This window comes from Lapillicoccus sp., assembly GCF_046595215.1.
In the GTDB taxonomy this organism is placed as follows: domain Bacteria; phylum Actinomycetota; class Actinomycetes; order Actinomycetales; family Dermatophilaceae; genus Lapillicoccus.
In genome coordinates this window covers 1-21,738 of sequence record NZ_JBKJPP010000130.1, presented here as the reverse complement: position 1 = coordinate 21,738, position 21,738 = coordinate 1, and the positions used below count along the sequence as shown (strand labels likewise).

General features: G+C 69.9%; 24 protein-coding genes and 1 pseudogene. 10 read left to right on the top strand and 15 right to left on the bottom strand.

The features are described from left to right. Window positions 1–16: 16 nt before the first annotated feature. From ACLL9L_RS11485 to ACLL9L_RS11465, 5 genes are read right to left on the bottom strand one after another with little or no spacing between them, the layout of a single operon-like run. Window positions 17–1,480 (bottom strand): aldehyde dehydrogenase family protein, encoded by a 1,464-nt coding sequence (locus tag ACLL9L_RS11485; protein ID WP_411284795.1) that lies wholly within the window; start codon window positions 1,478–1,480, stop codon window positions 17–19. Then, on the bottom strand, window positions 1,477–3,423 hold the full coding sequence (locus ACLL9L_RS11480; RefSeq protein ID WP_411284794.1) for a dipeptide ABC transporter ATP-binding protein: 1,947 nt from the start codon (window positions 3,421–3,423) through the stop codon (window positions 1,477–1,479). The genes ACLL9L_RS11485 and ACLL9L_RS11480 overlap by 4 nt, the downstream gene beginning before the upstream one ends. After that, on the bottom strand, window positions 3,420–4,268 hold the full coding sequence (locus ACLL9L_RS11475) for an ABC transporter permease (RefSeq protein WP_411284793.1): 849 nt from the start codon (window positions 4,266–4,268) through the stop codon (window positions 3,420–3,422). The genes ACLL9L_RS11480 and ACLL9L_RS11475 overlap by 4 nt, the downstream gene beginning before the upstream one ends. Further along, a complete protein-coding gene (locus tag ACLL9L_RS11470) occupies window positions 4,268–5,215 on the bottom strand; it encodes an ABC transporter permease (protein WP_411284792.1) in 948 nt (315 codons plus the stop codon). Before ACLL9L_RS11470 ends, ACLL9L_RS11475 begins: the two co-directional genes overlap by 1 nt. Further along, a complete protein-coding gene (locus ACLL9L_RS11465) occupies window positions 5,212–6,753 on the bottom strand; it encodes an ABC transporter substrate-binding protein (protein ID WP_411284791.1) in 1,542 nt (513 codons plus the stop codon). Before ACLL9L_RS11465 ends, ACLL9L_RS11470 begins: the two co-directional genes overlap by 4 nt. A gap of 194 nt (window positions 6,754–6,947) precedes the next feature. Between ACLL9L_RS11465 and ACLL9L_RS11460 the strand changes: the two genes are divergently transcribed. Further along, window positions 6,948–8,399: an amidase gene (locus tag ACLL9L_RS11460; protein ID WP_411284790.1), complete on the top strand. Its 1,452-nt coding sequence runs from the start codon at window positions 6,948–6,950 to the stop codon at window positions 8,397–8,399. Continuing rightward, window positions 8,392–9,147 (top strand): FadR/GntR family transcriptional regulator, encoded by a 756-nt coding sequence (locus ACLL9L_RS11455; protein WP_411284789.1) that lies wholly within the window; start codon window positions 8,392–8,394, stop codon window positions 9,145–9,147. The genes ACLL9L_RS11460 and ACLL9L_RS11455 overlap by 8 nt, the downstream gene beginning before the upstream one ends. Window positions 9,148–9,169: 22 nt before the next feature. On the opposite strand, the gene ACLL9L_RS11450 is transcribed toward ACLL9L_RS11455, so the two are convergent. Next, complete coding sequence (locus tag ACLL9L_RS11450) at window positions 9,170–9,622, bottom strand: hypothetical protein (protein ID WP_411284788.1); 453 nt, start codon at window positions 9,620–9,622, stop codon at window positions 9,170–9,172. Between the two features lie 91 nt (window positions 9,623–9,713). On the opposite strand from ACLL9L_RS11450, the gene ACLL9L_RS11445 reads away from it, so the two are divergent. After that, the gene (locus ACLL9L_RS11445; RefSeq protein ID WP_411284787.1) at window positions 9,714–10,148 is read left to right on the top strand and encodes a nitroreductase family deazaflavin-dependent oxidoreductase; all 435 of its coding nucleotides are present in this window, start codon (window positions 9,714–9,716) and stop codon (window positions 10,146–10,148) included. Window positions 10,149–10,151: 3 nt separating this feature from the next. Here the strand turns inward: ACLL9L_RS11445 and ACLL9L_RS11440 are convergent, their stop codons facing one another. The 3 genes from ACLL9L_RS11440 to ACLL9L_RS11430 form a co-directional block, all read right to left on the bottom strand. Further along, a complete protein-coding gene (locus ACLL9L_RS11440) occupies window positions 10,152–10,550 on the bottom strand; it encodes a hypothetical protein (RefSeq protein WP_411284786.1) in 399 nt (132 codons plus the stop codon). 112 nt (window positions 10,551–10,662) lie between these two features. Continuing rightward, window positions 10,663–11,775 (bottom strand): PfkB family carbohydrate kinase, encoded by a 1,113-nt coding sequence (locus ACLL9L_RS11435; protein ID WP_411284785.1) that lies wholly within the window; start codon window positions 11,773–11,775, stop codon window positions 10,663–10,665. A gap of 144 nt (window positions 11,776–11,919) precedes the next feature. Beyond that, entirely contained in the window at window positions 11,920–12,237 is a 318-nt protein-coding gene (locus ACLL9L_RS11430) for a hypothetical protein (RefSeq protein WP_411284784.1), read from the bottom strand. Window positions 12,238–12,287: 50 nt separating this feature from the next. Between ACLL9L_RS11430 and ACLL9L_RS11425 the strand changes: the two genes are divergently transcribed. Further along, window positions 12,288–12,788, top strand: coding sequence for a nuclease-related domain-containing protein (locus ACLL9L_RS11425; RefSeq protein WP_411284783.1), 501 nt, complete (start codon window positions 12,288–12,290; stop codon window positions 12,786–12,788). Between the two features lie 37 nt (window positions 12,789–12,825). Here the strand turns inward: ACLL9L_RS11425 and ACLL9L_RS11420 are convergent, their stop codons facing one another. The 3 genes from ACLL9L_RS11420 to ACLL9L_RS11410 are packed head-to-tail and all read right to left on the bottom strand — an operon-like array spanning window position 12,826 to window position 13,953. Further along, window positions 12,826–13,119: an excalibur calcium-binding domain-containing protein gene (locus ACLL9L_RS11420; protein ID WP_411284782.1), complete on the bottom strand. Its 294-nt coding sequence runs from the start codon at window positions 13,117–13,119 to the stop codon at window positions 12,826–12,828. A 44-nt stretch (window positions 13,120–13,163) separates the two neighbouring features. After that, window positions 13,164–13,598 carry a hypothetical protein gene (locus ACLL9L_RS11415; protein ID WP_411284781.1) on the bottom strand — a complete coding sequence of 145 codons (435 nt, stop codon included), beginning with the start codon at window positions 13,596–13,598 and terminating at the stop codon, window positions 13,164–13,166. Further along, window positions 13,591–13,953: a hypothetical protein gene (locus ACLL9L_RS11410; RefSeq protein ID WP_411284780.1), complete on the bottom strand. Its 363-nt coding sequence runs from the start codon at window positions 13,951–13,953 to the stop codon at window positions 13,591–13,593. Before ACLL9L_RS11410 ends, ACLL9L_RS11415 begins: the two co-directional genes overlap by 8 nt. 115 nt (window positions 13,954–14,068) lie before the next feature. Between ACLL9L_RS11410 and ACLL9L_RS11405 the strand changes: the two genes are divergently transcribed. Beyond that, window positions 14,069–14,494 carry a MerR family transcriptional regulator gene (locus tag ACLL9L_RS11405; protein ID WP_411284779.1) on the top strand — a complete coding sequence of 142 codons (426 nt, stop codon included), beginning with the start codon at window positions 14,069–14,071 and terminating at the stop codon, window positions 14,492–14,494. A 34-nt stretch (window positions 14,495–14,528) separates the two neighbouring features. Beyond that, on the top strand, window positions 14,529–15,548 hold the full coding sequence (locus ACLL9L_RS11400; RefSeq protein WP_411284778.1) for an aldo/keto reductase: 1,020 nt from the start codon (window positions 14,529–14,531) through the stop codon (window positions 15,546–15,548). 625 nt (window positions 15,549–16,173) lie between these two features. On the opposite strand, the gene ACLL9L_RS11395 is transcribed toward ACLL9L_RS11400, so the two are convergent. The 3 genes from ACLL9L_RS11395 to ACLL9L_RS11385 all read right to left on the bottom strand — a co-directional run bounded on the left by ACLL9L_RS11395 (window position 16,174) and on the right by ACLL9L_RS11385 (window position 17,929). Beyond that, entirely contained in the window at window positions 16,174–16,641 is a 468-nt protein-coding gene (locus tag ACLL9L_RS11395) for an SRPBCC family protein (RefSeq protein ID WP_411284777.1), read from the bottom strand. A gap of 125 nt (window positions 16,642–16,766) precedes the next feature. Continuing rightward, window positions 16,767–17,576: an enoyl-CoA hydratase gene (locus ACLL9L_RS11390; RefSeq protein ID WP_411284776.1), complete on the bottom strand. Its 810-nt coding sequence runs from the start codon at window positions 17,574–17,576 to the stop codon at window positions 16,767–16,769. Between the two features lie 20 nt (window positions 17,577–17,596). After that, the gene (locus ACLL9L_RS11385) at window positions 17,597–17,929 is read right to left on the bottom strand and encodes a putative quinol monooxygenase (protein ID WP_411284775.1); all 333 of its coding nucleotides are present in this window, start codon (window positions 17,927–17,929) and stop codon (window positions 17,597–17,599) included. Window positions 17,930–18,125: 196 nt separating this feature from the next. Here ACLL9L_RS11385 and ACLL9L_RS11380 point away from each other — a divergent pair, with 196 nt between their 5' ends. The 4 genes and pseudogenes from ACLL9L_RS11380 to ACLL9L_RS11365 form a co-directional block, all read left to right on the top strand. Next, the gene (locus tag ACLL9L_RS11380) at window positions 18,126–19,205 is read left to right on the top strand and encodes a LacI family DNA-binding transcriptional regulator (protein ID WP_411284774.1); all 1,080 of its coding nucleotides are present in this window, start codon (window positions 18,126–18,128) and stop codon (window positions 19,203–19,205) included. Further along, window positions 19,202–20,482: a sugar ABC transporter substrate-binding protein gene (locus ACLL9L_RS11375; RefSeq protein ID WP_411284773.1), complete on the top strand. Its 1,281-nt coding sequence runs from the start codon at window positions 19,202–19,204 to the stop codon at window positions 20,480–20,482. The genes ACLL9L_RS11380 and ACLL9L_RS11375 overlap by 4 nt, the downstream gene beginning before the upstream one ends. Further along, window positions 20,479–21,447: a carbohydrate ABC transporter permease gene (locus ACLL9L_RS11370; protein ID WP_411284772.1), complete on the top strand. Its 969-nt coding sequence runs from the start codon at window positions 20,479–20,481 to the stop codon at window positions 21,445–21,447. Before ACLL9L_RS11375 ends, ACLL9L_RS11370 begins: the two co-directional genes overlap by 4 nt. A gap of 10 nt (window positions 21,448–21,457) precedes the next feature. After that, window positions 21,458–21,738, top strand: a pseudogene (locus ACLL9L_RS11365) (carbohydrate ABC transporter permease); the annotation flags it as partial.

The following is a 21,738-nucleotide window of genomic DNA, read 5'->3' as shown; positions in this document are numbered from 1 at the left end:
CGTGGGTCGGTACAGGTCAGTGGGTGGCGGGGCGGATGACGGCCATCCGGGTCACGGTGAGCTCGTCGATGGCGAAGCGGGGACCCTCGCGTCCGGCGCCGGAGTCCTTGACGCCCCCGTAGGGCATGACGTCTGACCGGAAGCCGGGGACCTCGTTGACGACGACGCCCCCGGTCTCGATCCGGTCGATGGCCGCGAACGCGGTGGCCAACGAGGCGGTGTAGACGCTGGCGTGCAGCCCGTAGCGGGACGCGTTGACGACGTCGAACGCCTCGTCGACGCTCGCGACGGAGCGCACGGTGACGACGGGCCCGAAGATCTCCTCGTCCCAGGCCGGCTGGCCGTCGGGCACGTCGAGCAGCACGGCCGGGCTGATCACCCCGGCATCGAACGACCCGCCGTGGACCAGGGTCGCGCCGGCCATCACGGCCTGGTCGAGCCAGTCCCGGACCCGCGCCGAGGACCGCTCGTCGATGAGCGCCGAGACCCGCGTCGCCTCCTCCCGCGGGTCCCCCGTGACGACCTCGCCGATGCGGTCGGCGAGACGGGCGAGAAAATCCGCGCGGACCGCCTCGACGACGAGGACTCGTTGCACGCTGATGCACGCTTGGCCGGAGGCGTAGTAGCCGCCCCGGATGACCGCGCCCACGGCAGCATCGAGGTCAGCGTCCTCGGCGACGACCAGGGCGGCGTTGGAGCCGAGCTCGAGCAGGACCTTGGTCGGCGCCGCGTCGCGGGCGATCCGGTGGCCGACGACGGCGGAGCCGGTGAATGAGACAGCGCCGATCCGGCGGTCGGTTGTCAACGCGACTCCGACCTCGGGGCCGCCAGTGACGAGCTGCACGGCAGCAGCCGGTCCGCCCGACACCATCAGGGCCTCGCGTACGGCGTGGACCAGCCACAGCGTCGCCAGTGGAGTCTGCGGCGCCGGCTTGACGATGGTCGGGCAGCCGGCGGCCAGCGCTGGCGCGATCTTGTGTGCCGCCAGGAGCATCGGGTAGTTGAAGCCCGTGATCCCGACGACGACGCCGATCGGCTTGCGGACCCAGAAGCCGAGCAGCCCCTCGCCGCTGGGCAGGAGGTCCAGCGGCACGGTCTCGCCGTGCAAACGGGCCACCTCCTCCGCGGCGGTCTGGAGGGTGAGCAGGGTCCGGTCGACCTCGACCCGGCAGTCGACGAGGGGCTTGCCGGTCTCGAGCACGAGCAGCCGCTCGAACTCCTCGCGGTGCTCCCTGAGCACGGCGTGCGCGCCGAACAGCGCGGCCCGACGGACATGGGACGGAAGTCGCCCCACCTCGTCGCGGACGTCGAGCGCCTCGTCGAGGGCCCTGGCGGCGAGCAGCTCGTCGCCGACGGGCGCGCGGGCGACGAGCGACCCGGCATACGGGAAACGGATCTCGGCCGTGGGCAGCCCGGTGACCCACCCTTCGCCGACGGGCAGGCCGTCCGGCCAGGACGGCGAGAAGAGGGGGTCGGTCACGGGGTCTCCTTGTCGCGCTCCGCGGCGATGCGGGCGACCTCCGCCGCCGCGAGGTCCGCCGTGCTCGCCCCACCGAGGGCCTTGTCCATGGTCGGGACCGCCGTGAGCAGGCGTTGGGTGTAGGGGTGCTGGGGGTCGTTCCAGATCTGCTCGACCGGGCCGATCTCGACGACCTCGCCCGCGTTCATCACGGCTACGCGCTGGCAGAGGTGACGGACGACAGACAGGTCGTGGGAGACGAAGACGAGCGTGAGGTCGAGCTCGTCGACAAGGTCGGAGATGAGATTGAGCACCTGCGCGCGCACCGACACGTCGAGGGCGCTGACCGGCTCGTCGGCCAGCAGGATGCCCGGCCGCGGCGCGAGGGAACGCGCGATCGAGATCCGTTGACGCTGCCCGCCGGAGAACTGGTGGGGATATCGCCGGGCCGCCGTCTCGGGCAGGCCGACGGCGGCCAACAGTTCGTCGACGCGCTCCCGACGGGCCGGGTGTCCCCGGGCCACGAGTGGTTCGGCGACGATGTCGCGCACGCGCATCCGCGGGTCGAGCGATCCCATCGGGTCCTGGAAGACCATCTGGAGCCGGTCACGCAGGAAGCCCAGCCGGCGCTCGGGCAGCCGGGCGATGTTGGTGCCCTCCACGTGGACCTCGCCCGTGGTGGGCTGGTCGAGGCCGGCGAGGATGCGCAGCAGGGTGGACTTGCCGCAGCCGGACTCGCCGACGATGCCGAACCGCTCCCCGGACATCACGTCAAAGCTCACCCCACGCAGCGCGGGGACAACGCTGCCCGCGCCGATGAGCGACGTGCGGGGTCGCCGATAGTCACGCGTCACGTCGCGCACCGAGAGGGCCGCCTTCTCGAGGCGTCTGCGGTCGTCTGGCGGTGGGTCCGCGTCGGACCGCAGACGAATCGAGGAAAGGGGGGCATTCGTGGGACGGCGGTCAGCGGGGTGCTGACAGGCGAAGCCGTGTGCCGGACCGGTGCCCGTCCACGTCGGCGTCACCTCGCACGCACTGCTCGCGCGAGGGCAACGGTTGCGAAAGACGCACCCGGCGGGAAACTGCCCGGCCGAGGGGACGGAACCGGCGATCGTCGCAAGCCGTCCCCGGTTGTCGACGACGGCCAGGTCGGAGGCGGCGAGCAGCCCCTCAGTGTAGCGGTGGCGCGGCGTCGTGAAGACCTCGTCGACGGGGCCGGCCTCGACGATCCGGCCGCCATACATCACGAGCACCCGCTCACAGGCCGTGGCCACGACGGACAGGTCGTGGGTGATCAGGAGCATCGCCGACTCGCGGGCCCGGACCCCGCGGACGATGAGGTCGAGGACGAGCGCCTGCACCGTGACGTCGAGAGCGGTCGTCGGCTCGTCGCAGATCAGCAGCTCCGGGTCGTTGGCAAGAGCGAGGGCGACGACGACGCGTTGACACTGGCCACCGGACAGCTGGTGCGGGTAGGCGCGTGCGGCGGCAGCAGGATCCGGGAGGCGCACCTGGTCGAGGAGCTCGACTGCCTTCGCCCGGGCGGCCGCGCGATCAGGCTGGGTGCCGTGGATGAGCATCGACTCGGCGACCTGGTCGCCGATGCGCATCGTCGGGTTGAGCGCCGTCATCGGCTCCTGGAACACCATGGCGATGTCCCTGCCGCGCACCCTGGCCAGCTGCCGTTCGGACGCGCCCACGACATCGTGAGCGACCCCTGCGAGGCGGACCGAACCCGTGGGCTCGAGGTCCTCGGGCAGCAGCCCGAGGAGGGAGAGCCCGGTCAAGGACTTGCCGGAGCCGGACTCACCGATGAGGCCGACCCGCTCGCCCCTGCCGATGCTGAAGCTGACGTCCTCGACGAGGCTGATCCCGTGCACGCCGACTCCGAGCGACCGGACGTCGAGGACCGGCCCGGGCGGGGCATCCACCTGCCGCTGGGACGGCGAGGTCACGGCACTCACCGGCGGTCCTGCAGCCGGGGGTCGAAGGCGTCGCGCAGGCCGTCGCCGAGCAGGTTGAAGCCGAGGACGACGACGGCGATGGCGATGCCGGGTACGACTGCGAGACGGGGCGCGCTGAAGAGCAGCTCCTGGCCCTCCTGGAGCATCCGGCCCCAGGACGGCGTCGGTGGCGGAGTGCCGAGACCGAGGAACGACAGCGCAGCCTCGGCAAGGACGGCGATGGCGAACGACACCGATGCCTGCACGATGACGAGGCTGCTGACGTTGGGCAGGACGTGCCAGAGCCCGATTGCGGCCGGTCGGCGCCCGGCGGCACGGGCGGCGAGGACATACTCCGACCTCATGACCTGCAGCGCACCGCCGCGGATGAGCCGGGCGAAGCTGGGCACCGTGGCGATGCCGATGGCGATCATCGCGACGAGGGTCGAGCCGCCGTAGACCGCGCTGAACATGATCGCGAGCAGCAGCGCGGGAAAGGCCAGCAGCAGGTCGTTGGCTCGCATGATGAGCTCCCCGGACCAGCGCGGTGCCATGGCGGCGATGATGCCGAGCGGCACGCCGACGACGGCGGCCACCCCAACGGCGACGATCCCGACGAAGAGCGTCGTGCGCGAGCCCATGAGGATCTGCGACAGGACGTCCCGCCCGAACTTGTCCGTGCCCAGCAGGTGTCGGGCGCTGAGACCCTGCAGCCGGTCCGTGGCGTTGACGAAGGTCGGGTCGTACGGGGTCCAGACGAAGGACACCAGGGCCATGAGGACGACGACGCCGACGATGACGGCGCCGATGACCACGGCCGCGCCGAGCCGCCGGCGAGTCGTCACCACGGGCGTCGAGTCAGGCATCACGCCCTCACCCGCAGCCTCGGGTCAATGGCGACGTAGAGCAGGTCGACGACGAGGTTGACGACGAGCACGGCCACGACGAGCACCATGACGACATCCTGGACGATCTTGAGATCACGTTGGGCGACGGCGTCGAGCAGCAGACTCCCCATCCCGGGAATGACGAAGACCCGCTCGACGACGACAGCCCCTATGAGCAGGGTCGCCAGCTGCAGCCCGAGAACGGTGACGACGGGGACGGCGGCGTTACGCAGCCCATGCCGGCGTAGTGCCGCCGCCGGCGAGAGGCCCTTGGCACGGGCGGTGCGGACGTAGTCCTCCCGCTGGACGTCGAGGACGGCGCTGCGCACATATCGGGTGAGCACCGCGCCCTGCACCAGTCCGAGCGAGAGAGCCGGAAGGACGAGCTGCTTGAGAAACATGGCCGGGTCCGTCGCCGGGGGGGTCCAGCCGTTGGCCGGCAGCCACCCGAGCTGGACGGCGAAGAGGGTGATGAGCAGGATCCCGGCGAGGAAGGCCGGCACCGCCACCCCGATCTGGGACAGTGCGGAGAGCACGAGACCAGAGGGCCGGCGGTGCCGCAGGGCGCTGAGCGCACCGAGCGGGATGGCGATCACGGCGGCGATGAGCATCGACGTGACGACGAGCCACAGGCTCACCTGGAGCCGGTCACTCACCTGCGGACCGATGTCGGCCCGGGAGACGTAGGACTGGCCCAGGTTGGTGGACAGGAGGCCACCGACCCAGTCCAGGTACTGCGTCACCAGAGACTGGTCGAGCCCGAACTGGGTGCGCAGCTGGGCCACGGCCTCGTCCGAGGCGCTGACCCCCAGGGCGACCCGCGCGGGGTCGCCCGGCAGGACCGTCATGAACCCGAAGACCAGCACGGAGCTCGCGAACAGGCTGGCCACGAGGATGGCGACCCGCTGGATGACCCGGAGGATCACGACCTCGACAGCTCGGTGAGGTCGAAGGACTCCGTGATGAGATTCTTCGGCAGGCCGTTGATGCCCTTGTCGGCAACCATGAGGTTGGGCAGGAGAAAGAGGAAGTCGGCGGCCGCGTCCTGGGACAGCTCCTGGCCGACTTTCTTCATCATCGTGACCTGGTCGGCCTCAGTGCCCGAGTCGGCCGCCGCGAGATCGGCCTGGAGCCGGGTGTTGTCGTAGCGGGTGTAGTACTTAGGGTTGCCGAACACCGCTGCGAGGTCACGCGGTTCGACGTGCGCGACGATCGACATGTCGTAGTCCGCATCCTTGAACACGGTCTGAAGCCACGCTGCGGGGAACTCGAGCTGGTCGAGGGTGACGGTGATGCCGACCTGCTCGAGCTGGGACTTGACCACCTGGCCGCACGCCACGGCATACGGCAGGTTGGGGATGCGCAGCCTCAAGGTGGGCGTGGCGTTGCCGGACTGGGCGAGGAGCGACTTGGCTTTGGCCTGGTCGTAGGGGAAGTCACCGGTGCGGTCCTCGTACCAGGAGTCCGTCGGTGGCACCATGCTGCCGATGAGGGCGCCCTTGCCGGCCCAGCACGTGTCCACGAGCGCCTTGTGGTCGATGGCGGACCGGACCGCCTGACGAACCTTGGGATCCTTCAGCGGCGCCTTGGAGTTGTTGAAGGACAGGACCACCTCACCGTTCGTCGTGCCCTCGATGATCTGGTACTTGCCGTTGCCTACGAACTGCGCGAGCGACTCCGGGGCCTGCACCGTGCTCACGACGTTGATCGTGCCGGTGAGCAGGGCGTTGTTCAGGGCGGTCGGGTCCTTGAAGTACTTCAACGTCACGGTGGAGAATCTCGGCTTCGTGCCCCAGTAGCTCGGGTTGGCCTTGAGGACGATCGAGTCCCCGCGGTTCCAGGCGTCGAACCGGAACGGTCCGGTACCAATGGGTTTCGTCGCCAGCGCGTCGACCCCCTTTTGGCTCGTCATCGCGCCGATCCGGGTCGTCATCCGGAAGAGCCAGTCGTTGCTCGGCTTGGTCAGGGTGACCTGCAGCTTGGTCGGGCTGACGGCCTTGGCCTCGGCGACGACGTCCATCGCCTTCTTGAGTGAGACCGTCCACCTCGACTTGACGTTCTCGATCGAGAAGACCGCGTCCGCCGCCGTGAACTTCTCGCCGTTGCTGAAGGTCGCGGTGTCGACGAGGTCGAACGTGTAGGTCTTGCGGTCGTCGGAGACCGTCCACGCCTTGGCCAGGCTGGGGACGACCTTGCCGGCCTGGTCCTGCTTCACGAGGGTCTCGTAGACGTTGGTCAGCAGGACCTGCGGGATCGCCGCCCCGTCCGTCGTCGTGAAGTCGAGGCTGGCAGGCTCGGCGACGAGCCCGACGGTGAGGGCCGACGAGGACCCGCCTGACCCGCCGGTGGCGCCTGACCCGCCGGTGGCGCCTGACCCGCCGGAGGTGCTGGAGCCCGCGGAGCAGGAGGCGAGCAGAAGGGCGAGCGAGGCGCCGAGCGCCGTCACGATGCGGGTGGTCTTCACGGGGGTCTCCGTCCGGTCAGGTGTCGTCTGGTCCGTCAGCGACGAGGCGGGTGCCGGTGCCTGCCGCGCGCTGGCGGTCGCTCCGGGTCTCGGCACACTGGTCAGACCAGTGGACTTTTCAGCCCAGACCGCTAATCTGGCGACTCACCGAGACGTTGTCAAGGGTCATCCGAGGTGTGGGAGAGGTGTCGTAGGTGGAGTCACAGACCGCGATCGCGCGGATGACCGCGACGGATCTCCTGGTGCACTACGCCGATACAAGCCTCTCCCCCGTCGAGGTGCTCCAGGCCGTCAGTGCCGTGATCGACGAGCGCGAGCCGGTGCTCAACGCCTTCTGGGTCAGGTCCGGGGACTCGGCTCTCCAGGAGGCCCGGGCGAGTGAGCAGCGCTGGGCGCGGGGTGAACCGCTCGGCCCGATCGACGGTGTCCCCGTGACCCTCAAGGAGAACATTGCCCGTGCCGGAGTGCCTCAGTCGTCCGGTCATGCCGGGGCCGAGCCAACCGTGCCGGAACACAACTCGCCGATTGCTGATCGCGTTGCTGAGTCCGGCGGGGTCGTCGTCGGGTCGACGGTCATGCCCGACTGGGGCATGTTGTCCTCGGGCGTCTCGAGCCGTCACGGCATCACCCGCAGCCCGTGGGACCCGTCCTGGACCACCGGTGGTTCCTCCTCCGGCGCGGGGGCGGCCTGCGCAGCTGGTTACGCCCCCCTCAACGTCGGCACCGACATCGGTGGGTCCGTGCGTCTGCCGGGCACGTGGCTCGGCCTGACGACGCTCAAGCCCAGCTCCGGCCGGGTCCCGCTCGACGTCCCCTACCTCGGACGCGCCGCCGGACCCATGACCCGGTCGGCGGAGGATGCGGCGCTGCTGCTGTCCGTGCTGGCCCGCCCCGACGTCCGGGACTGGACGTCGCTGCCGCCGGAGGAGCTGCCCCTGCGTGACCTCGGCCTCGACGTGACGGGCTTGCGGGTCGGGCTGCATCTCGACGCCGGCTGCGGGATGCCCGTGGCGCCCGAGGTCGCCGAGGCGGTGGCTGCCGTGGCCCTGGCGTTCGCCGGCGCCGGGGCCGTGGTCGAGGAGGTCGCCCCCTTCGTGACGCCTGGGATGCTCGCCGACCTCGACCTCTTCTGGCGGGTCCGGTCCTGGAACGACTACTCCGCATTGCCGCCGGAGGGCCGGGAGCAGATCCTGCCGTACATCAGGCGGTGGGTGCAAGGCGGGTCGGAGGTGTCCGGCTCACGGATCCTTGAGTGCTACCAACAGACCATGAACCTCCAGCAGGCCACGGTAGCCGCCACCCAGGCGTTCGATGTGGTCCTCTCCCCCGTCGCGCCAGGGGTCGCGTTCGACGCCGAGTGGCCGATGCCGTTCGGCAACGAGGACCGCGGCATGGCCCACATCGGGTTCACGGCCGCCTACAACATGTCGGGCCAACCCGCCGCCACCACCAACTGTGGCTTCACCGTCGAGGGCAAGCCCATCGGTGTCCAGGTGGCCGGTCGGCGGTTCGACGACGTCGGCGTGCTTCGGGCGGTGCGGTGGTACGAGGGCGCCCGTCCCGCGAGTGCCGTCCCCGACTGGCCGATCACGGGCGGCACGACCACCGACCGACCGACCACCGACGGAGCCACCGCCCGTGGTTGAGGTCCCGACTTTCCAACCGGTGCGCCCGGTGCGGCTCTACGAGCGCATCGTCGAGCAGATCGAGGCCATGCTGGCCTCGGGCGGGCTTCAGCCCGGGGACCGGCTCCCGAGCGAGCGTGAGCTGGTCGTGCAGTTCGGGGCCAGTCGCTCGACGGTGCGCGAGGCGCTGCGCGTCCTGGAGTCGAACGGCGTGGTCCGCTCCCGGCCGGGTGATCCCCACGGGCCCGAGATCCTCCCCTGGTCCTCCGGTGGGCTGGAGAAGCAGTTGACCCGGCTGGCCCGGGCATCCGAGCTATCCCTCTCTGAGCTGATCGGATCACGGATGATCCTCGATGCCGCGGCCAACCGGTTGGCCGCCCGGCTGCGCTCCCCGGCCGAGCTGGAGGATATGGACACGGCCCACCGGGCCATGAGGGACGCCATCGACGTCGGCTACGAGGCGTTCTCCGAGGCAGACGTCGCCTTCCACGAGGCGGTGGCGCGGGCCTCGCGCAACGCGATGATTCAGGTCTGCAACGCCGTCGTGCGCGACGTCGTGCTCGGGCTCATCTCGACGAAGATCTCGCGCTCCCGCAACGCCCGCGCCCTGATGCACGAGTCGCTGCGTCACCACGCGGAGGTGCTCGACGCGATCCGTGCGGGCGACGGTGACCGGGCGGCGAGCACGTCGACACGCAGCCTCTACACCTACTACTCCGGCTATCTCGGCAAGGCCGAGCGGGAGCCGTTGCTCGCCCTGCTTGACTGACCTCACGCCGTCTCGACGGACTTCACGCCGTCTCGAGGCCCAGACCGGCCAGGTCCGCGAGGTCGGGCACCTGCCGGATGACGTGCCGGGTGACCACCCAGACGCCGAGCAGGTTGAGCCCCGCCCTGCGGCAGGCGGTGACCGCCGCCTCGTGCCAGGCCCGGTCCCCGTCGGTGATGAACGAGCCCTTCTCGCGGGCGAGGGCGATGAGCACCCCACTGCAGAACCCGCTCCCGTTGCGATGGTGCTCCAACACCTCGAAGAGCCGCGCCCGGCCGTCGCGGGACATCCGGTTCGGCGGCCTGGGGAAGACCATCGGCTGCAGCAGCTGGCCCTGCTCCCCGCAGAGCAGGATGCACAGGGCACCCTCGACGCGGTCGGCGTCGCGCACGACGAGGTCGAGCAGGTCGGCGGTGATGTCGGGGTCGGTCACCGGCCGGGACGGCCAGTCCGGGGGCAGGTCCTCGAAGGTCATGGCGAGAAGCTTGCCGCGCCCACGGCATACCGTCGCGGTTGTCCACAGGGCAGTTCGCGCGTCTGACAGACGGTGATGGTTGGATGAGGCCATGACGACAGACGGTGACTACGCGCCGAGCCCGCGCGACTGGGTCCGGGATCAGGTCGAGATGATCGAGCGGACCGGCGACACCCGATCCACCGACCTCAAGGGCCTGCCGATCGTCCTGCTGACGATGCGTGGGGCAAAGTCCGGCCAGGTCCGCAAGGTGCCGTTGATGCGCGTGGAGCACCACGGTGACTACCTCGCGGTGGCGAGCCAGGGCGGCGCCCCGGACAACCCGAAGTGGTACGCGAACCTGGTGGCCGACCCCGACATCGAGATCCACGACGGCACGACGACCACGCCGGTCCGGGCGCGTGAGCTCGAGGGCCAGGAACGCTACGAGTGGTGGGTGCGCGCGGTCGAGGCCTACCCGGAGTATGCCGACTACCAGGTCAGGACCCAGCGCCAGATCCCGCTGCTCGTCCTTGAGCCGCGGTGAGCCTCATCCGGTGGCACTCGGCGAGCTCGGCGCCATCAGCAGGTAGGCCTGTGCCGCGAGGATGATCGCCACGGCCACCCATTTGCCGGTGGGCATCTCGACGCCGTAACGGAACCGGTCGAGCAGCAGCAGCCCCACCTGGAGCACAACGATCCAGCCCAGGGTCACCAGCGCCAGGTCCGCGTACTGCAGCGCCGACGCATAGACCCAGAAGAGCGTCAGGAACGCGGTCACCCCGACGATCAGCGGCGTGAGGGTCGCCCGGGTCGCCCACTCCTTGGCGGCCATCGCGCCGACGAGGTCGAGGGCGGCGAGCACGATGACGGCACCGACGGCACCGACGACCCAGGTCGGCCAGGCAACGGGGGCCTTGAGCATCGGGATGGCGTCGAAGGTGGTCATGGCACTCCTTCCGCGTCCGCACGCAGCGGGGGCACCAGGAGGAGATCGCCGGGGGCCGGCTGATACACGCCACACGCCGTCGTCCCCCGCCGGACGGCGGCTCAGTCAGACCTCAGCCCTTCTGGAGATCGGCATGCCGGGCGATCGTCGCGGCGGCGCGACGGACGGCTCCCCCGGGGACGTGCGGGACGATCTCCTCGAGGAAGCCGTAACGCCGCACGACGGACGAGTGGTAGGACGAGGGGTCCTCCGCGTCGCGGGTGCCGTGCCACCAGTCGGCGATGTCGCCCCAGCCAGGTGCGGCCAGGGAGCCGCCGAACTGCTGGACGGCGAGCGCGGCGCACAGGGTCGCGAAGGAGAGCCGGTCGGTGAGGCTCCAACCCGCGAGGGTGCCGAGGACCAGACCGGCACCGAAGACGTCGCCGGCGCCGGTCGGGTCCAGGGCGGGGACGCGCAGGGCTGGCACGTGCGCCTCCTCCCCCGTCGTCCCGTCGATGGCCAGGGCTCCCTCGGTGCCGTTGGTCACCACGGCGAGCGGCACGAGGTCGGCGAGGACGTAGAGCGCATCGTGGGCGGTCTCGGTGCGGGTGTAGGCCATGGCCTCGTCGGCGTTCGGGAGGAACGCGTGGCATCCGGCCAGCTGGTCCAGGGTCTGCGGTGACCAGACGCCCGTCGCGTCCCAGCCGATGTCGCCGAAGATCAGGGCACCGTCCTGGCGGGCCAACTCGACCCATGACGGGCAGCCCTCGTCGGCGGCTGGCTGGCCGAGGTCGACCAGCACGGCCCGGGTGCGCGGGGGGTGGCCGACGAGCTCGGTCGCCGAGACCGGCGCCGGGTGGCCGTGGGTGACCATGCTGCGGTCGCGGTGGACCGACATCGAGACCGTCACCGGGGAGTGCCAGTTCTCGAACCGCCGTGACCGGCTGAGGTCGACCCCCTCCTGCTCCTCGAGGGTGCGCCAGCAGAAGTCGCCGTAGTCGTCGTCCCCGAAGGCCGCCGCCAGCGACGTCTTCATCCCCAGGCGGCTCGAGGCGATGGCCAGGTTGGCGATGCCCCCGGGGCACGATCCCATGCCGTCGGCCCAGACCTCCGTGCCCTTCTTCGGCATCGACTCGAGACCGGTGAAGACGATGTCGAGGAAGACCGTCCCGGCCAGGAGGAGGTCGAACGGCGGGTCGGCATCGGATCGGCCGTTCGCCAGGGGGTCATATGCGCTGACCAGCATCTTGGTCCGTCCTCTCCCTCTGACGTGCGGCACCAGCAACCTGTCGTGTTCAGCCTCTCACTCGTTGACGCCGGTCCGCTGGATTCCGCTCGCCGTTCAGCCCCCTTTCGGCGGGAAGCGTTCCGCAGAGCCGGGAGGGCGGGTTCACTCGTGCTCATGCCAGGGTCGAGCGACGTCAAGGTCATGCGGTTGCGGTATGCCGGGGAGTGCGGCTGCGGCGCGCAGCTCGACCAGGGCGAGCGCGCGGGGTACGACCGGGTGGCCAAGGTGGTGGTCTGCGAACCGTGTCTCGCCGGGGATCAACCCGTCCCCCAGGCCGGGCCCGTCGCCGAGCTGCCCCGCGAGGCCCCCCTCCCCGGGGTGCCCGGCGCTGCGGCCCGGCGTGAGTTCGAGCGGCGGACGGCCAGACGCGACGCCGAGATCGCGCAGATGCGTGGTCTGCGCAGGTTCGTCAACCTTCACACCGTGCCGCCGCAGTCGACCCGGGCCTGGGCCGTCGGTGCCCGCGGGAGGTGGCCGTCGGTGAGGCCCTCACCGAGCTCGCCGCCGACTGGGTCTACGCGTTGCACGACCGGCGGATCCCCCGCAGCCGCGCCAACATCGACCACATCGCCGTCGCCGCGACGGGGGTCTACGTCATCGACGCCAAGCGCTACGCCGATGCCAAGGTCTCCATCAGGCGCACCGGCGGCTTCCTCTCGCCCGTGCGCGAGCAGCTCCTCGTCAACGGGCGCGACCGCAACTCCCTCCTGGCCGGGCTCGCGTCGCAGCTCGTTGCGGTGACCGACGCTCTGGCTGCCGTCCCGACCCTGGCCGACATCCCGGTGCACGGCGCGCTCTGCTTCGTCGATGCCGACCTCTCGAGCCTCTCCCGCAAGACCACCGTCGCCGGCATCCACGTCTTCGGTCGTCGCTCGATGAAGAAGTCCCTGCAGCGCGTCGGTGAGCTCGACGTCCACCGACGCTACGAGGCGTACTGCGTCATTGCGGCGACGCTCGAGCCGATGACGTGACGCCCTTCCGGCACCGGGACGGACCGGACGTGACCCTTCACTCGCAGGCGACGCCGTCCTTGTCGCGGTCGAGCCCCGGTCGGTACCCGGCGTCCCCGACGTGCATCGGGGCCGCCCCGGCGGCACGCGCCTCGGAACAGCTGCCGAAGTAGGGGGCCGAGGACCCCGACCCCTGGCCGACGAGGGGCGCGGGCACGCCGGACGAGCCGCCGGGCCCCGTGGATGCACCCGCCCCTCCGGAGGCACCGGCCACTACGAGCGGGGCGACGGTGACCGTCGTGGTGGCCGTGACCGTGTTCACCACCGGTGCTGCGGTGACCGTGGTGGTCACCGGAGGGGCCGTCTGCGTGACGGTGACGGTCGAGGAGGAGGGCGCTAGGGCAACGTCTGCTGGGTGCGGCGAAGCCACAGAAGTCCGAGGACCGGCAGGACGAGCGGCACATACCCGTACCCCGCCCCGAAGTGCGACCACACCGTCTTGTCGGGGAACTCAGACGGCACGAGGTAGGAGACCAGCCCCACGACGAGCACGCCCACCATCTCCGTCGTGATGGCGATCCGCGCCACGCGCACCGAGGTCTGGTCGCCCCGCGCCAGGGCCACCGTCGCGACGAGATAGATCACTGCCGCGAGCGCCGAGAGCAGGTAGGCCACCGGCGCCCTGCCGAAGTCAGCGATGATCTGGAACGTCGCCCGCCCGGTCGCCGCCAGGGCAAAGAGCCCGTAGAGCGCGACCAGGACCAACCCCAGACCCTTGCCGGTATGCCGTTGTGGCAGCTCGACGCTCGTGTCGTCAGCGCGCTCAGGCATGCAGGCTCCAGATCTGGTTGAGCCGGCCGACGAGGACGGCGACGACGACGGCGGAACCGAGGACGACGGCCATCGACGAGCGGGTCCTCTCCTTGAGGGCGAGGAACGCGGCGACCGGCGCGATGAACGGCACGGTGACGAGGTAGGCGAAGAACACCGGCTTCTCGTAGTCGCGGGAGGTCGAGACCCCCTGGGCGATCCCGACGACCACCTGGACGATCAGGGCCAGCTCGAGCACCCCGAGGACGATGATCATCGGGTCGTCGATCGGGCGGTGGCGCAGCACGTAGAACGCGGCCATGACGCCGAACGCCGCGGTGGAGACGAGCACGACGACGGTCAGCCAGGGAAGCACCTGACCAGCGTATCCGGGGGAACTGGACGGGGGCTGCACGGCATACCGGCTGGCCCTGCTGTGTCCGCCCTTGTCCGTGTTGACTTCGAGCCCACTCCAAGGCACATGATGACGCGTGACCATCACTGCACCCACCCAGGGCCTGAGCATCGCGGCCGCCGCCGAGCGCAGCGGACTGACCAGCCACACGCTGCGCTATTACGAGCGCGACGGCCTGATGCTGCGCGCGGTCGGCCGCTCGAGCTCAGGCCACCGCGTCTACACCGAGGAGGACCTGCGCTGGATCGCGATGCTGACCCGGCTGCGCGCCACGGGCATGCCGATCCGGGAGGTGAAGCACTATGCCGAGATGTGCCGCGCGGGCGGGGGGAACGAGCTGGCTCGACTCGGGCTGCTGCGTGCCCACCGGGCCCGGGTCCTGACCCTGCTCTCCGAGGTGACGGAGCACCTCGGCGCCATCGACAACAAGATCGGGATCTACACGGACCGGCTCGAGGCGTCGGGGTTCACCGACGCCGAGATCCGCGAGGGGCGGAGTTGACTTCGAGTGCACTCCAAGGTGTTGACTCGTCCTCATGAGCACAGATGACACCACGAAGACCACCCTCGGCACCCGCACCCTCGGCACCACCTCTGCCCTCACGGTCTCCTCCATGGGACTTGGCTGCATGGGTATGTCGGAGTTCTACGGGACGGGCGACGAGGACGCGGCGATCGCCACGATCCACCGCGCCCTCGAGCTCGGCGTGACGTTCCTCGACACGGCCGACATGTACGGCCCCTTCACCAACGAGAAGCTCGTGGGCCGTGCCATCGCCGGCCGGCGCGACGAGGTCGTCCTGGCAACGAAGTTCGGCAACGAACGCGGTGAGGACGGGTCCCGGCTCGGCATCAACGGCAAGCCGGACTACGTCCGCAAGGCCGCCGATGCGTCGCTGCAGCGGCTCGGCGTCGACCACATCGACCTCTACTACCAGCACCGCGTCGACCAGACCGTCCCGATCGAGGAGACCGTCGGCGCCATGGCCGAGCTCGTCCAGGCCGGCAAGGTGCACCACCTCGGGCTCTCCGAGGCATCCGTCGCGAACATCCGCACGGCGCACGCGGTCCACCCGATCACGGCGCTGCAGACCGAGTACTCCCTCTTCACCCGCGACATCGAGGACGAGATCCTCCCGGCGCTGCGCGAGCTCGGCATCGGCCTGGTCCCCTACTCGCCGCTCGGACGGGGCCTGCTCACCGGTGCCATCGCCACGACGGACGACCTCGCCGCGGACGACTCCCGTCGCAGCGCCTACTTCCCGCGCTTCCAGGGCGAAGCCCTCGACGCCAACCTCGCACTGGTTGCCAGGATCCGCGAGCTCGCGGAGGCCAAGGGGGCAACTCCCGGTCAGCTCGCGCTGGCGTGGGTCCTCGCCCAGGGCAACGACATCGCCCCCATCCCCGGGACGAAGCGCGTGAAGTACCTCGAGGAAAACGTTGCCGCCGCCGCCGTCCGGCTCACCGACGAGGACCTCGCCGCGATCGCGACGGCCGTACCGCGTGACGCGGTGGCCGGCGCCCGCTACGGCGACATGTCCAGCATCGACGCCTGACCCGTATGCCGTGAGCCGGGTCGCGCCTTCGCATGGATCGGAGGAAGGGAGGGTGTGCCGGAGGTCGCGGATCCCGTGGCCGGCCACGGCGGCTCAGGGGCTCAGGGGCCCAGGCGTTGCTGTGGGCCTGGTGTCCAGGACGGTCCGAGCCGCGAGTACGCCGTCCCAGTCGACGCAGATGGGGAAGCCTCCGTGGTCCAGATACATCTCCCACAGGCGCAGCAGGGGGGCCAGCCATGGAAGCAGGATTTGGTAGGTGCCGGCGGTGGAGGGTCGCGCAGGCTGGACAGGGCCACTCGGTCAAGGATTGGCAGGCTCGAGTCGAGCAGTGTCGCGAAGGTACGAAACCCCAACGGGAGCAGAGTCCGGTCGGCCTTGCTGACGGCGCCACAACGACCGGCCAGGACACCCGAGGCCACAGTCAGCTGACCGGCACGTGAGCCGAATTCCCGCCGTGCACGCCACGTGGGCCCTCTGGCGGCCCTACCGGGAGCGCTGGAAGCCGAACGCGCGGAACGGAGATTCGTCGACGACTGACTCGCATCCATGACAGCGCTCGAAGCCCAGGGCCGGGCTTGTCAGCCACGGGCCCGTCCGACACCTTTTGGGACGGGTCGACGTCGGGTCAGCGCAGCCCCAGGTGATGTTCCAGGTTGGTCGCGAACCGGTCCCCCGTCAATGCCATCGCGCTCTTCATCACCGCCTGCACGGCCGGCCCCGCAAACCGTGACAGCGGCAGCTCCACGTGCAGCGTCAGACTGATCGACAGATGGGTCCCGCCCTCGGCATCGCTCAGCTCATACCAGCCCTCAGCGCCCGCCCGCTCGTCCTTGCCCTGCGGCGGTTCGTGGGCGAAGCCGATCCGGCGCAGCTCCACGAAGTCCATCCGCTCGGTGAACGTCGGGTCGACCACCACCCCCAGCACCGGGAAACGCTGCAGCTCCCACCGCCACACGTCGTCCCGGGCCTCGATGCGCTCCAACAGGGGCGTCAGCTTCGGCAGGACGTTCGGGTCGGTCAGGGCTGCCCAGATCGCGGCACGGTCAGCCGCCACGACGGCCTCGGAGTCTGTCGTCGACGAAAAGCGATGCATGCCGGGAGTCTCACACGCCCCCGGCCCGGGTGGCCACCACCAGCACCCTCACGCCGGGCACTATGCGCTGCCCACCAGGAGGGGCAGCGCATACTGCCCGGCTCACCCCCCTCCAACCCCAGGCCTCACTCACCGAACTGCGGCTTCTCCTTCGCCAGGAAGGCCCGGACACCTTCCCGGAAGTCCTCACCGCCATACGCCTTCGCCATGCGCGCGTCGTCAGCCGCAGCGTCATGGCCGGCAGCACCGCCATGCAGCTGTTCCTTGGTCACCTCGATCGTCACTCTCGAAGACTGGCGGACACCGTCGATGATCGAGGCAACCTCCGCCTCCAGGGACCCACCCGGCACCACCGCCATCACGGCCCCCACGGCATACGCACGGTCTGCGCTGACCAGCCGCGACGCAAGCAGCATCTCGCGGGTCAACCCGTCACCGAAGACCTCGACGCACCGCAGGACGATCGACGCGGACAACGCGTTGCCGAGCGTGCGGGCGATGGGAATGCCGAATCTCGACTCAGGAGAACAGATCCGCAGATCGCACGAGCTCGCCACCGCCAGCCCACCACCGACGCAGATGCCGTCGACCGCGGCAACCGTCACCTGGGGCAGTGCCGCGATCGCACCGAGGACACGGCGGATCTGCGCTTCGTAGGCGATCCCCTCGCCCCCCGACCGGAAGTCGGAAAACAGGGAGATCTCGCTGCCGGCCGCAAAGGCACGTCCACCCGCTCCGCGGAAGACGACCACCCGCACCGACCGGTCCACGGCGACCTCGGCACAGAGCGCGAGCAGCTCTTCGTACATCCTCTCGGTGAACGCGTTGAGCCTCTCGGGGCGGTTGAAGGTGACCTCCACGGCCCCGGGGGCCCTGCGCACGAGCAGCTCGCCCTCGGCACGCTCGTGCGGTGCACTCCACGACAGCTGGCCCATGCGGCGAGACTACCCAGCGCTCACCCCGCGGCGGAGACGGCCATCTCCCCCAGCTCGGACCAGCCGGTCCCCTCGATGGAGCAGTTGATGATCTTCGGGGTGCTCACGAGGTAGGACGGCAGCTGCGAGGTCGCCTTCGCGAAGTGGGCGGACTTGACGTGCGCCCCGCCCGCTGCGTCGTCGCGGAACGCCTCGACGAGGACGTACTCCGTCGGGTCGTCGAGGCTGCGTGACCAGTCGAACCACAGGCACCCCTCCTCCGCCCGGCAGGCCTGGGTGAACTCGCGGGAGATCTCGGGCCACGCGTCGGCGTGCTCGGGCTTGATCTGGAACTTGGCGGCGATGAAGATCATCGGGGCTCCTTGGTTCGACAGGACGGGCGGACGGGACGGGATCACACTCATTGTGACGAACCGTGGAGCGTGACGGGAAGAGGCAGTCGCATTCGGGCGCCTCCCCTTGCGCTGGCGGGAATCGTCGGGCACACTCGTTGCCAACCCGGAATGTAAGCGCTTACGCAAGCGCTTACGCGCAAAGGAGCGCGAGGACATGTCCGCATCGACCCAGACCCGCTCGGCGTCGACGATCTACTCCGTCGCCGCGCTCGCCGGGGTCTCGATCGCGTCCGTCTCCCGAGTTCTGCAGGGCTCGGCCAACGTCTCCGACTCGACCCGCACGAAGGTCCTCGACGCGGTGACCCAGCTGAACTACATGCCCCTCGGTGCTGCCCGGAGCCTCGCCGTGCGACACCACGAGGCCCACGGCCTCGTCCTGCCCGAGCTGACCGGGCCCTACTACGCCGACCTGCTCCTGGGCTTCGAGTCCCGAGCCGCCGAGCTGGGGCAGAGCGTGGTCCTCCTGCTCGCTGCCGGCAAGCGAGACCTCGGACGGGCCGTGCGGCAGCTGGCCACCCGCGTCGACGGTGTGGCCATGCTCGGCTCCGCCACGATCTCCGACGACGTGGTCCGCAGCCTGCACGGCACCAAGCCCCTCGTGATGATTGCGGGTGACCCACGCCCCGGTGTGGAGGCGATCAGCGCCGAGAACCACGACAGCGCCATGGCCCTGACCACCCACCTGCTGGTGGGCCATGCTCGCCAGCATCTGCTCTTCGTCGGCGACCCCGACGCTGCACCTGACGTCCAGGACCGGTATCGGGGGTTCGTCGACGCGCACCGGGCTCTGCGACGCCGGGCCCGTCAGCCAGTGGCCATTGCCTTCCGCGAGGAGGAAGGAGCGGCCGTGGCGGACCGGCTGCTCAGCGGCAGGCTGAAGGCCGACGCCGTGGTGTGCGCGAACGACGAGCTCGCCCTCTCCGTCATCGCCCGACTGCAGGACGGCGGCCTCCAGGTGCCTGAAGACATCGCCGTCGTGGGCTGGGACGACGTGATGGCCGCCCGATACATCAAGCCCGGCCTGACCACCGTGCGCCAGCCCGTGCACGAGCTCGGCGCGCTGGCCGCCGAGCGTCTCCACCAACGGGTGTCCGGGGCGCCACCCCTCGAGACTCCTCACCTGCTCCCCACGGAGGTGGTCCTGCGCGCCAGCTGCGGCTGCCCCGCGCAGCCTGCCCTCCGGCATACGACTTCTGCCCCCACGAAACCCCCCACGAAAGAGAGACGGACATGAAGCACACCAGGACCCTTGCGGTCGTCACCCTGACGACGGCCGCCCTGGCGCTGTCGGCGTGCGGCCGCGGCGGCGAGACGGCCTCCGGTGGTGCGACCGCCCAGGGCATCAGCGACGGCAAGGCCAACGGCACGATCACCGTGTGGGCCATGGGCGCCGAGGGCGAGAAGCTGCCCGCCCTCGCCAAGGAGTTCGAGACGGCCAACCCCGGGGTCAAGGTGGAGGTCACCGGCATCCCCTGGGATTCGGCCCACGACAAGTTCACCACCGCCATCACCGCGAACAAGACCCCCGACGCGGCCATGGTCGGCACGACCTGGATGGGTGAGTTCGCCGGTCTCGGCGCCCTCGACCCGACGCCGGCCTCGATCGACAAGTCGGCCTTCTTCGAGGGTGCCCAGAAGACCACCGAGGTGGGCGGCAAGTCCTTCGGCATCCCGTGGTACGTCGAGACCCGGCTGGTCTACTACCGCAAGGACCTCGCCGCGAAGGCCGGGTTCACCACCCCGCCCACCGACCAAGAAGGCCTCAAGGCGATGGCCAAGGCCATGCAGGAGAAGGCCGGGGCGAAGTGGGGCATGGGCTTCCAGGCGGGCGGGACCGGGTCGTGGCAGTCGATCATGCCGTTCGCCTGGTCGAACGGAGCGAACCTCACCAAGGACGGCGGCAACGCCTACAACCTCAACTCGCCTGAGGTCCTCGACGCGGTGAAGTACTACCAGTCCTACTTCGCGGACGGCATCTCGGACAAGGCGGCGCCGGCCACTCCCACCACCGAGCCCGACTTCGTCAGCGGCAAGGTCCCGATGTTCATCTCCGGCCCGTGGATGATGTCAGCGGTCGAGAAGGTCGGCGGCGCCGACTTCAAGAGCAAGTACGGCGTGATGCAGATTCCGGCGAAGAAGACGTCGTCCTCGTTCGTCGGGGGCTCCAACTTCGTCGTCTTCAAGAACAGCCAGAACCGTGACAGCTCGTGGAAGTTCGTCCAGTGGCTCGCCGACCCCAAGGTGCAGGCGCAGTGGTACAAGTCCTCCACCGACCTCCCGTCGGTCGCCAGCGCGTGGACCGACCCGGCCCTGTCCTCGGACAAGAACCTCTCCGTGTTCGGCACCCAGCTCAAGACCGCCCAGTCCCCGCCGTCGTTCGCCACCTGGGAGCAGGTCATCTCCGGGTTCGACACCCAGATGGAGAAGGTCACCAAGACCGGCGCCGACCCGGCCGCCGCGCTCAAGGAGACGCAGTCGCAGGCTGAGTCGATCGGGACCGGCACGAAGTGACCAGCACCAGCTCGATCGCCCGCGCAGCGTCGCGCGGGCGGTCCGACCGGCCAGACGCGTCCGGGTCATCGCCCGGTCGGCGTCGCCGGTCCGGCCCCCGGGAGGGCCGAGCGGCCTGGGTCCTGGCGATCCCGTTCTGCCTGCTCTTCCTGGCCTTCACCGCCTGGCCCGTCGTCCAGTCGCTCTTCATGAGCTTCACGGACACCAAGGCCAAGGACCTGCGAAATCCTTTCGGGGTCAACATCATCGGGCTCGACAACTATGCGCGGGCCCTGAGCGACCCGACGTTCCTGCAGTCGGCGCGCAACACGGCATACTTCGTCGTCGTCGGCGTCCCCTTGACGCTCGGGGTCGCCCTGGCCGCCGCCGTGGTCCTCGACAAGGGGATCACCCGGTTCCGCGGGTTCTTCCGGCTCGGCTTCTACACCCCCGTGATCACCTCGATCGTCGCCGTGGCCGTGGTCTGGCGCTTCCTCCTGCAGCAGGACTTCGGCCTGATCAACACAGTGCTCGGCTGGGTCGGGATCTCCGGGCCGAACTGGCTCGGCGACCCCAACTGGGCGATGCCCTCACTGATCCTGATGGCCTCGTGGCGCAACTTCGGGACGGCGATGATCATCTTCCTCGCCGGGCTCCAGGCGGTCCCGTTCGTGCTGCACGAGGCGGCCTCCATCGACGGGGCGGGGGCGTGGCAGCGCTTCCGCTACATCACCCTGCCGATGCTGCGCCCGACGATGCTCTTCGTCTCTGTGACGACCGCCATCGGCTATCTGCAGTTCTTCGAGGAGCCCCTGATCATGACCAACGGCGGCCCGCTCAACAGCACCATCTCGATGTCCATGTACACCTACAAGCAGTTCGGCTTCGGCAACTACGGCTTCGCGTCCTCGGTGAGCTACCTCATCTTCGTCGCCATCGCCATCGTCACCGCCGTGCAGTTCCGCCTGCTGCGTGAGAACACCTGAGGGGCCGGCCATGAACACCACCCGACGCGGCAACCGCTGGTGGCTCTACGTGCTGTTGACCATCGCCCTCCTCGCGGTGATCTCCCCCTTCCTGTGGATGATCCTCGGCAGCTTCAAGGGTGAGGGTGAGCTGCGACAGGCACCCCCGACGTGGCTGCCGCAGAACCCCTCGTGGGACAACTACGCCCAGCTGTTCTCCCGGCTGAAGTTCTCGACCTACTTCCTCAACTCGACCATCGTCGCCGTCGTCGTGACGGCCGGCAACCTGCTGTTCTGCTCGATGCTCGGCTA

Excerpts from the sequence above, each read along its gene's own strand:
- ACLL9L_RS11390 (WP_411284776.1), bottom strand. The coding sequence starts at position 17,576 with ATGGGCCAGCTGTCGTGGAGTGCACCGCACGAGCGTGCCGAGGGCGAG.
- ACLL9L_RS11475 (WP_411284793.1), bottom strand. The coding sequence starts at position 4,268 with ATGCCTGACTCGACGCCCGTGGTGACGACTCGCCGGCGGCTCGGCGCG.
- ACLL9L_RS11400 (WP_411284778.1), top strand. The coding sequence starts at position 14,529 with ATGAGCACAGATGACACCACGAAGACCACCCTCGGCACCCGCACCCTC.
- ACLL9L_RS11440 (WP_411284786.1), bottom strand. The coding sequence starts at position 10,550 with ATGACCACCTTCGACGCCATCCCGATGCTCAAGGCCCCCGTTGCCTGG.
- ACLL9L_RS11445 (WP_411284787.1), top strand. The coding sequence starts at position 9,714 with ATGACGACAGACGGTGACTACGCGCCGAGCCCGCGCGACTGGGTCCGG.
- ACLL9L_RS11375 (WP_411284773.1), top strand. The coding sequence starts at position 19,202 with ATGAAGCACACCAGGACCCTTGCGGTCGTCACCCTGACGACGGCCGCC.
- ACLL9L_RS11450 (WP_411284788.1), bottom strand. The coding sequence starts at position 9,622 with ATGACCTTCGAGGACCTGCCCCCGGACTGGCCGTCCCGGCCGGTGACC.
- ACLL9L_RS11385 (WP_411284775.1), bottom strand. The coding sequence starts at position 17,929 with ATGATCTTCATCGCCGCCAAGTTCCAGATCAAGCCCGAGCACGCCGAC.
- ACLL9L_RS11395 (WP_411284777.1), bottom strand. The coding sequence starts at position 16,641 with ATGCATCGCTTTTCGTCGACGACAGACTCCGAGGCCGTCGTGGCGGCT.
- ACLL9L_RS11435 (WP_411284785.1), bottom strand. The coding sequence starts at position 11,775 with ATGCTGGTCAGCGCATATGACCCCCTGGCGAACGGCCGATCCGATGCC.
- ACLL9L_RS11380 (WP_411284774.1), top strand. The coding sequence starts at position 18,126 with ATGTCCGCATCGACCCAGACCCGCTCGGCGTCGACGATCTACTCCGTC.
- ACLL9L_RS11415 (WP_411284781.1), bottom strand. The coding sequence starts at position 13,598 with ATGCCTGAGCGCGCTGACGACACGAGCGTCGAGCTGCCACAACGGCAT.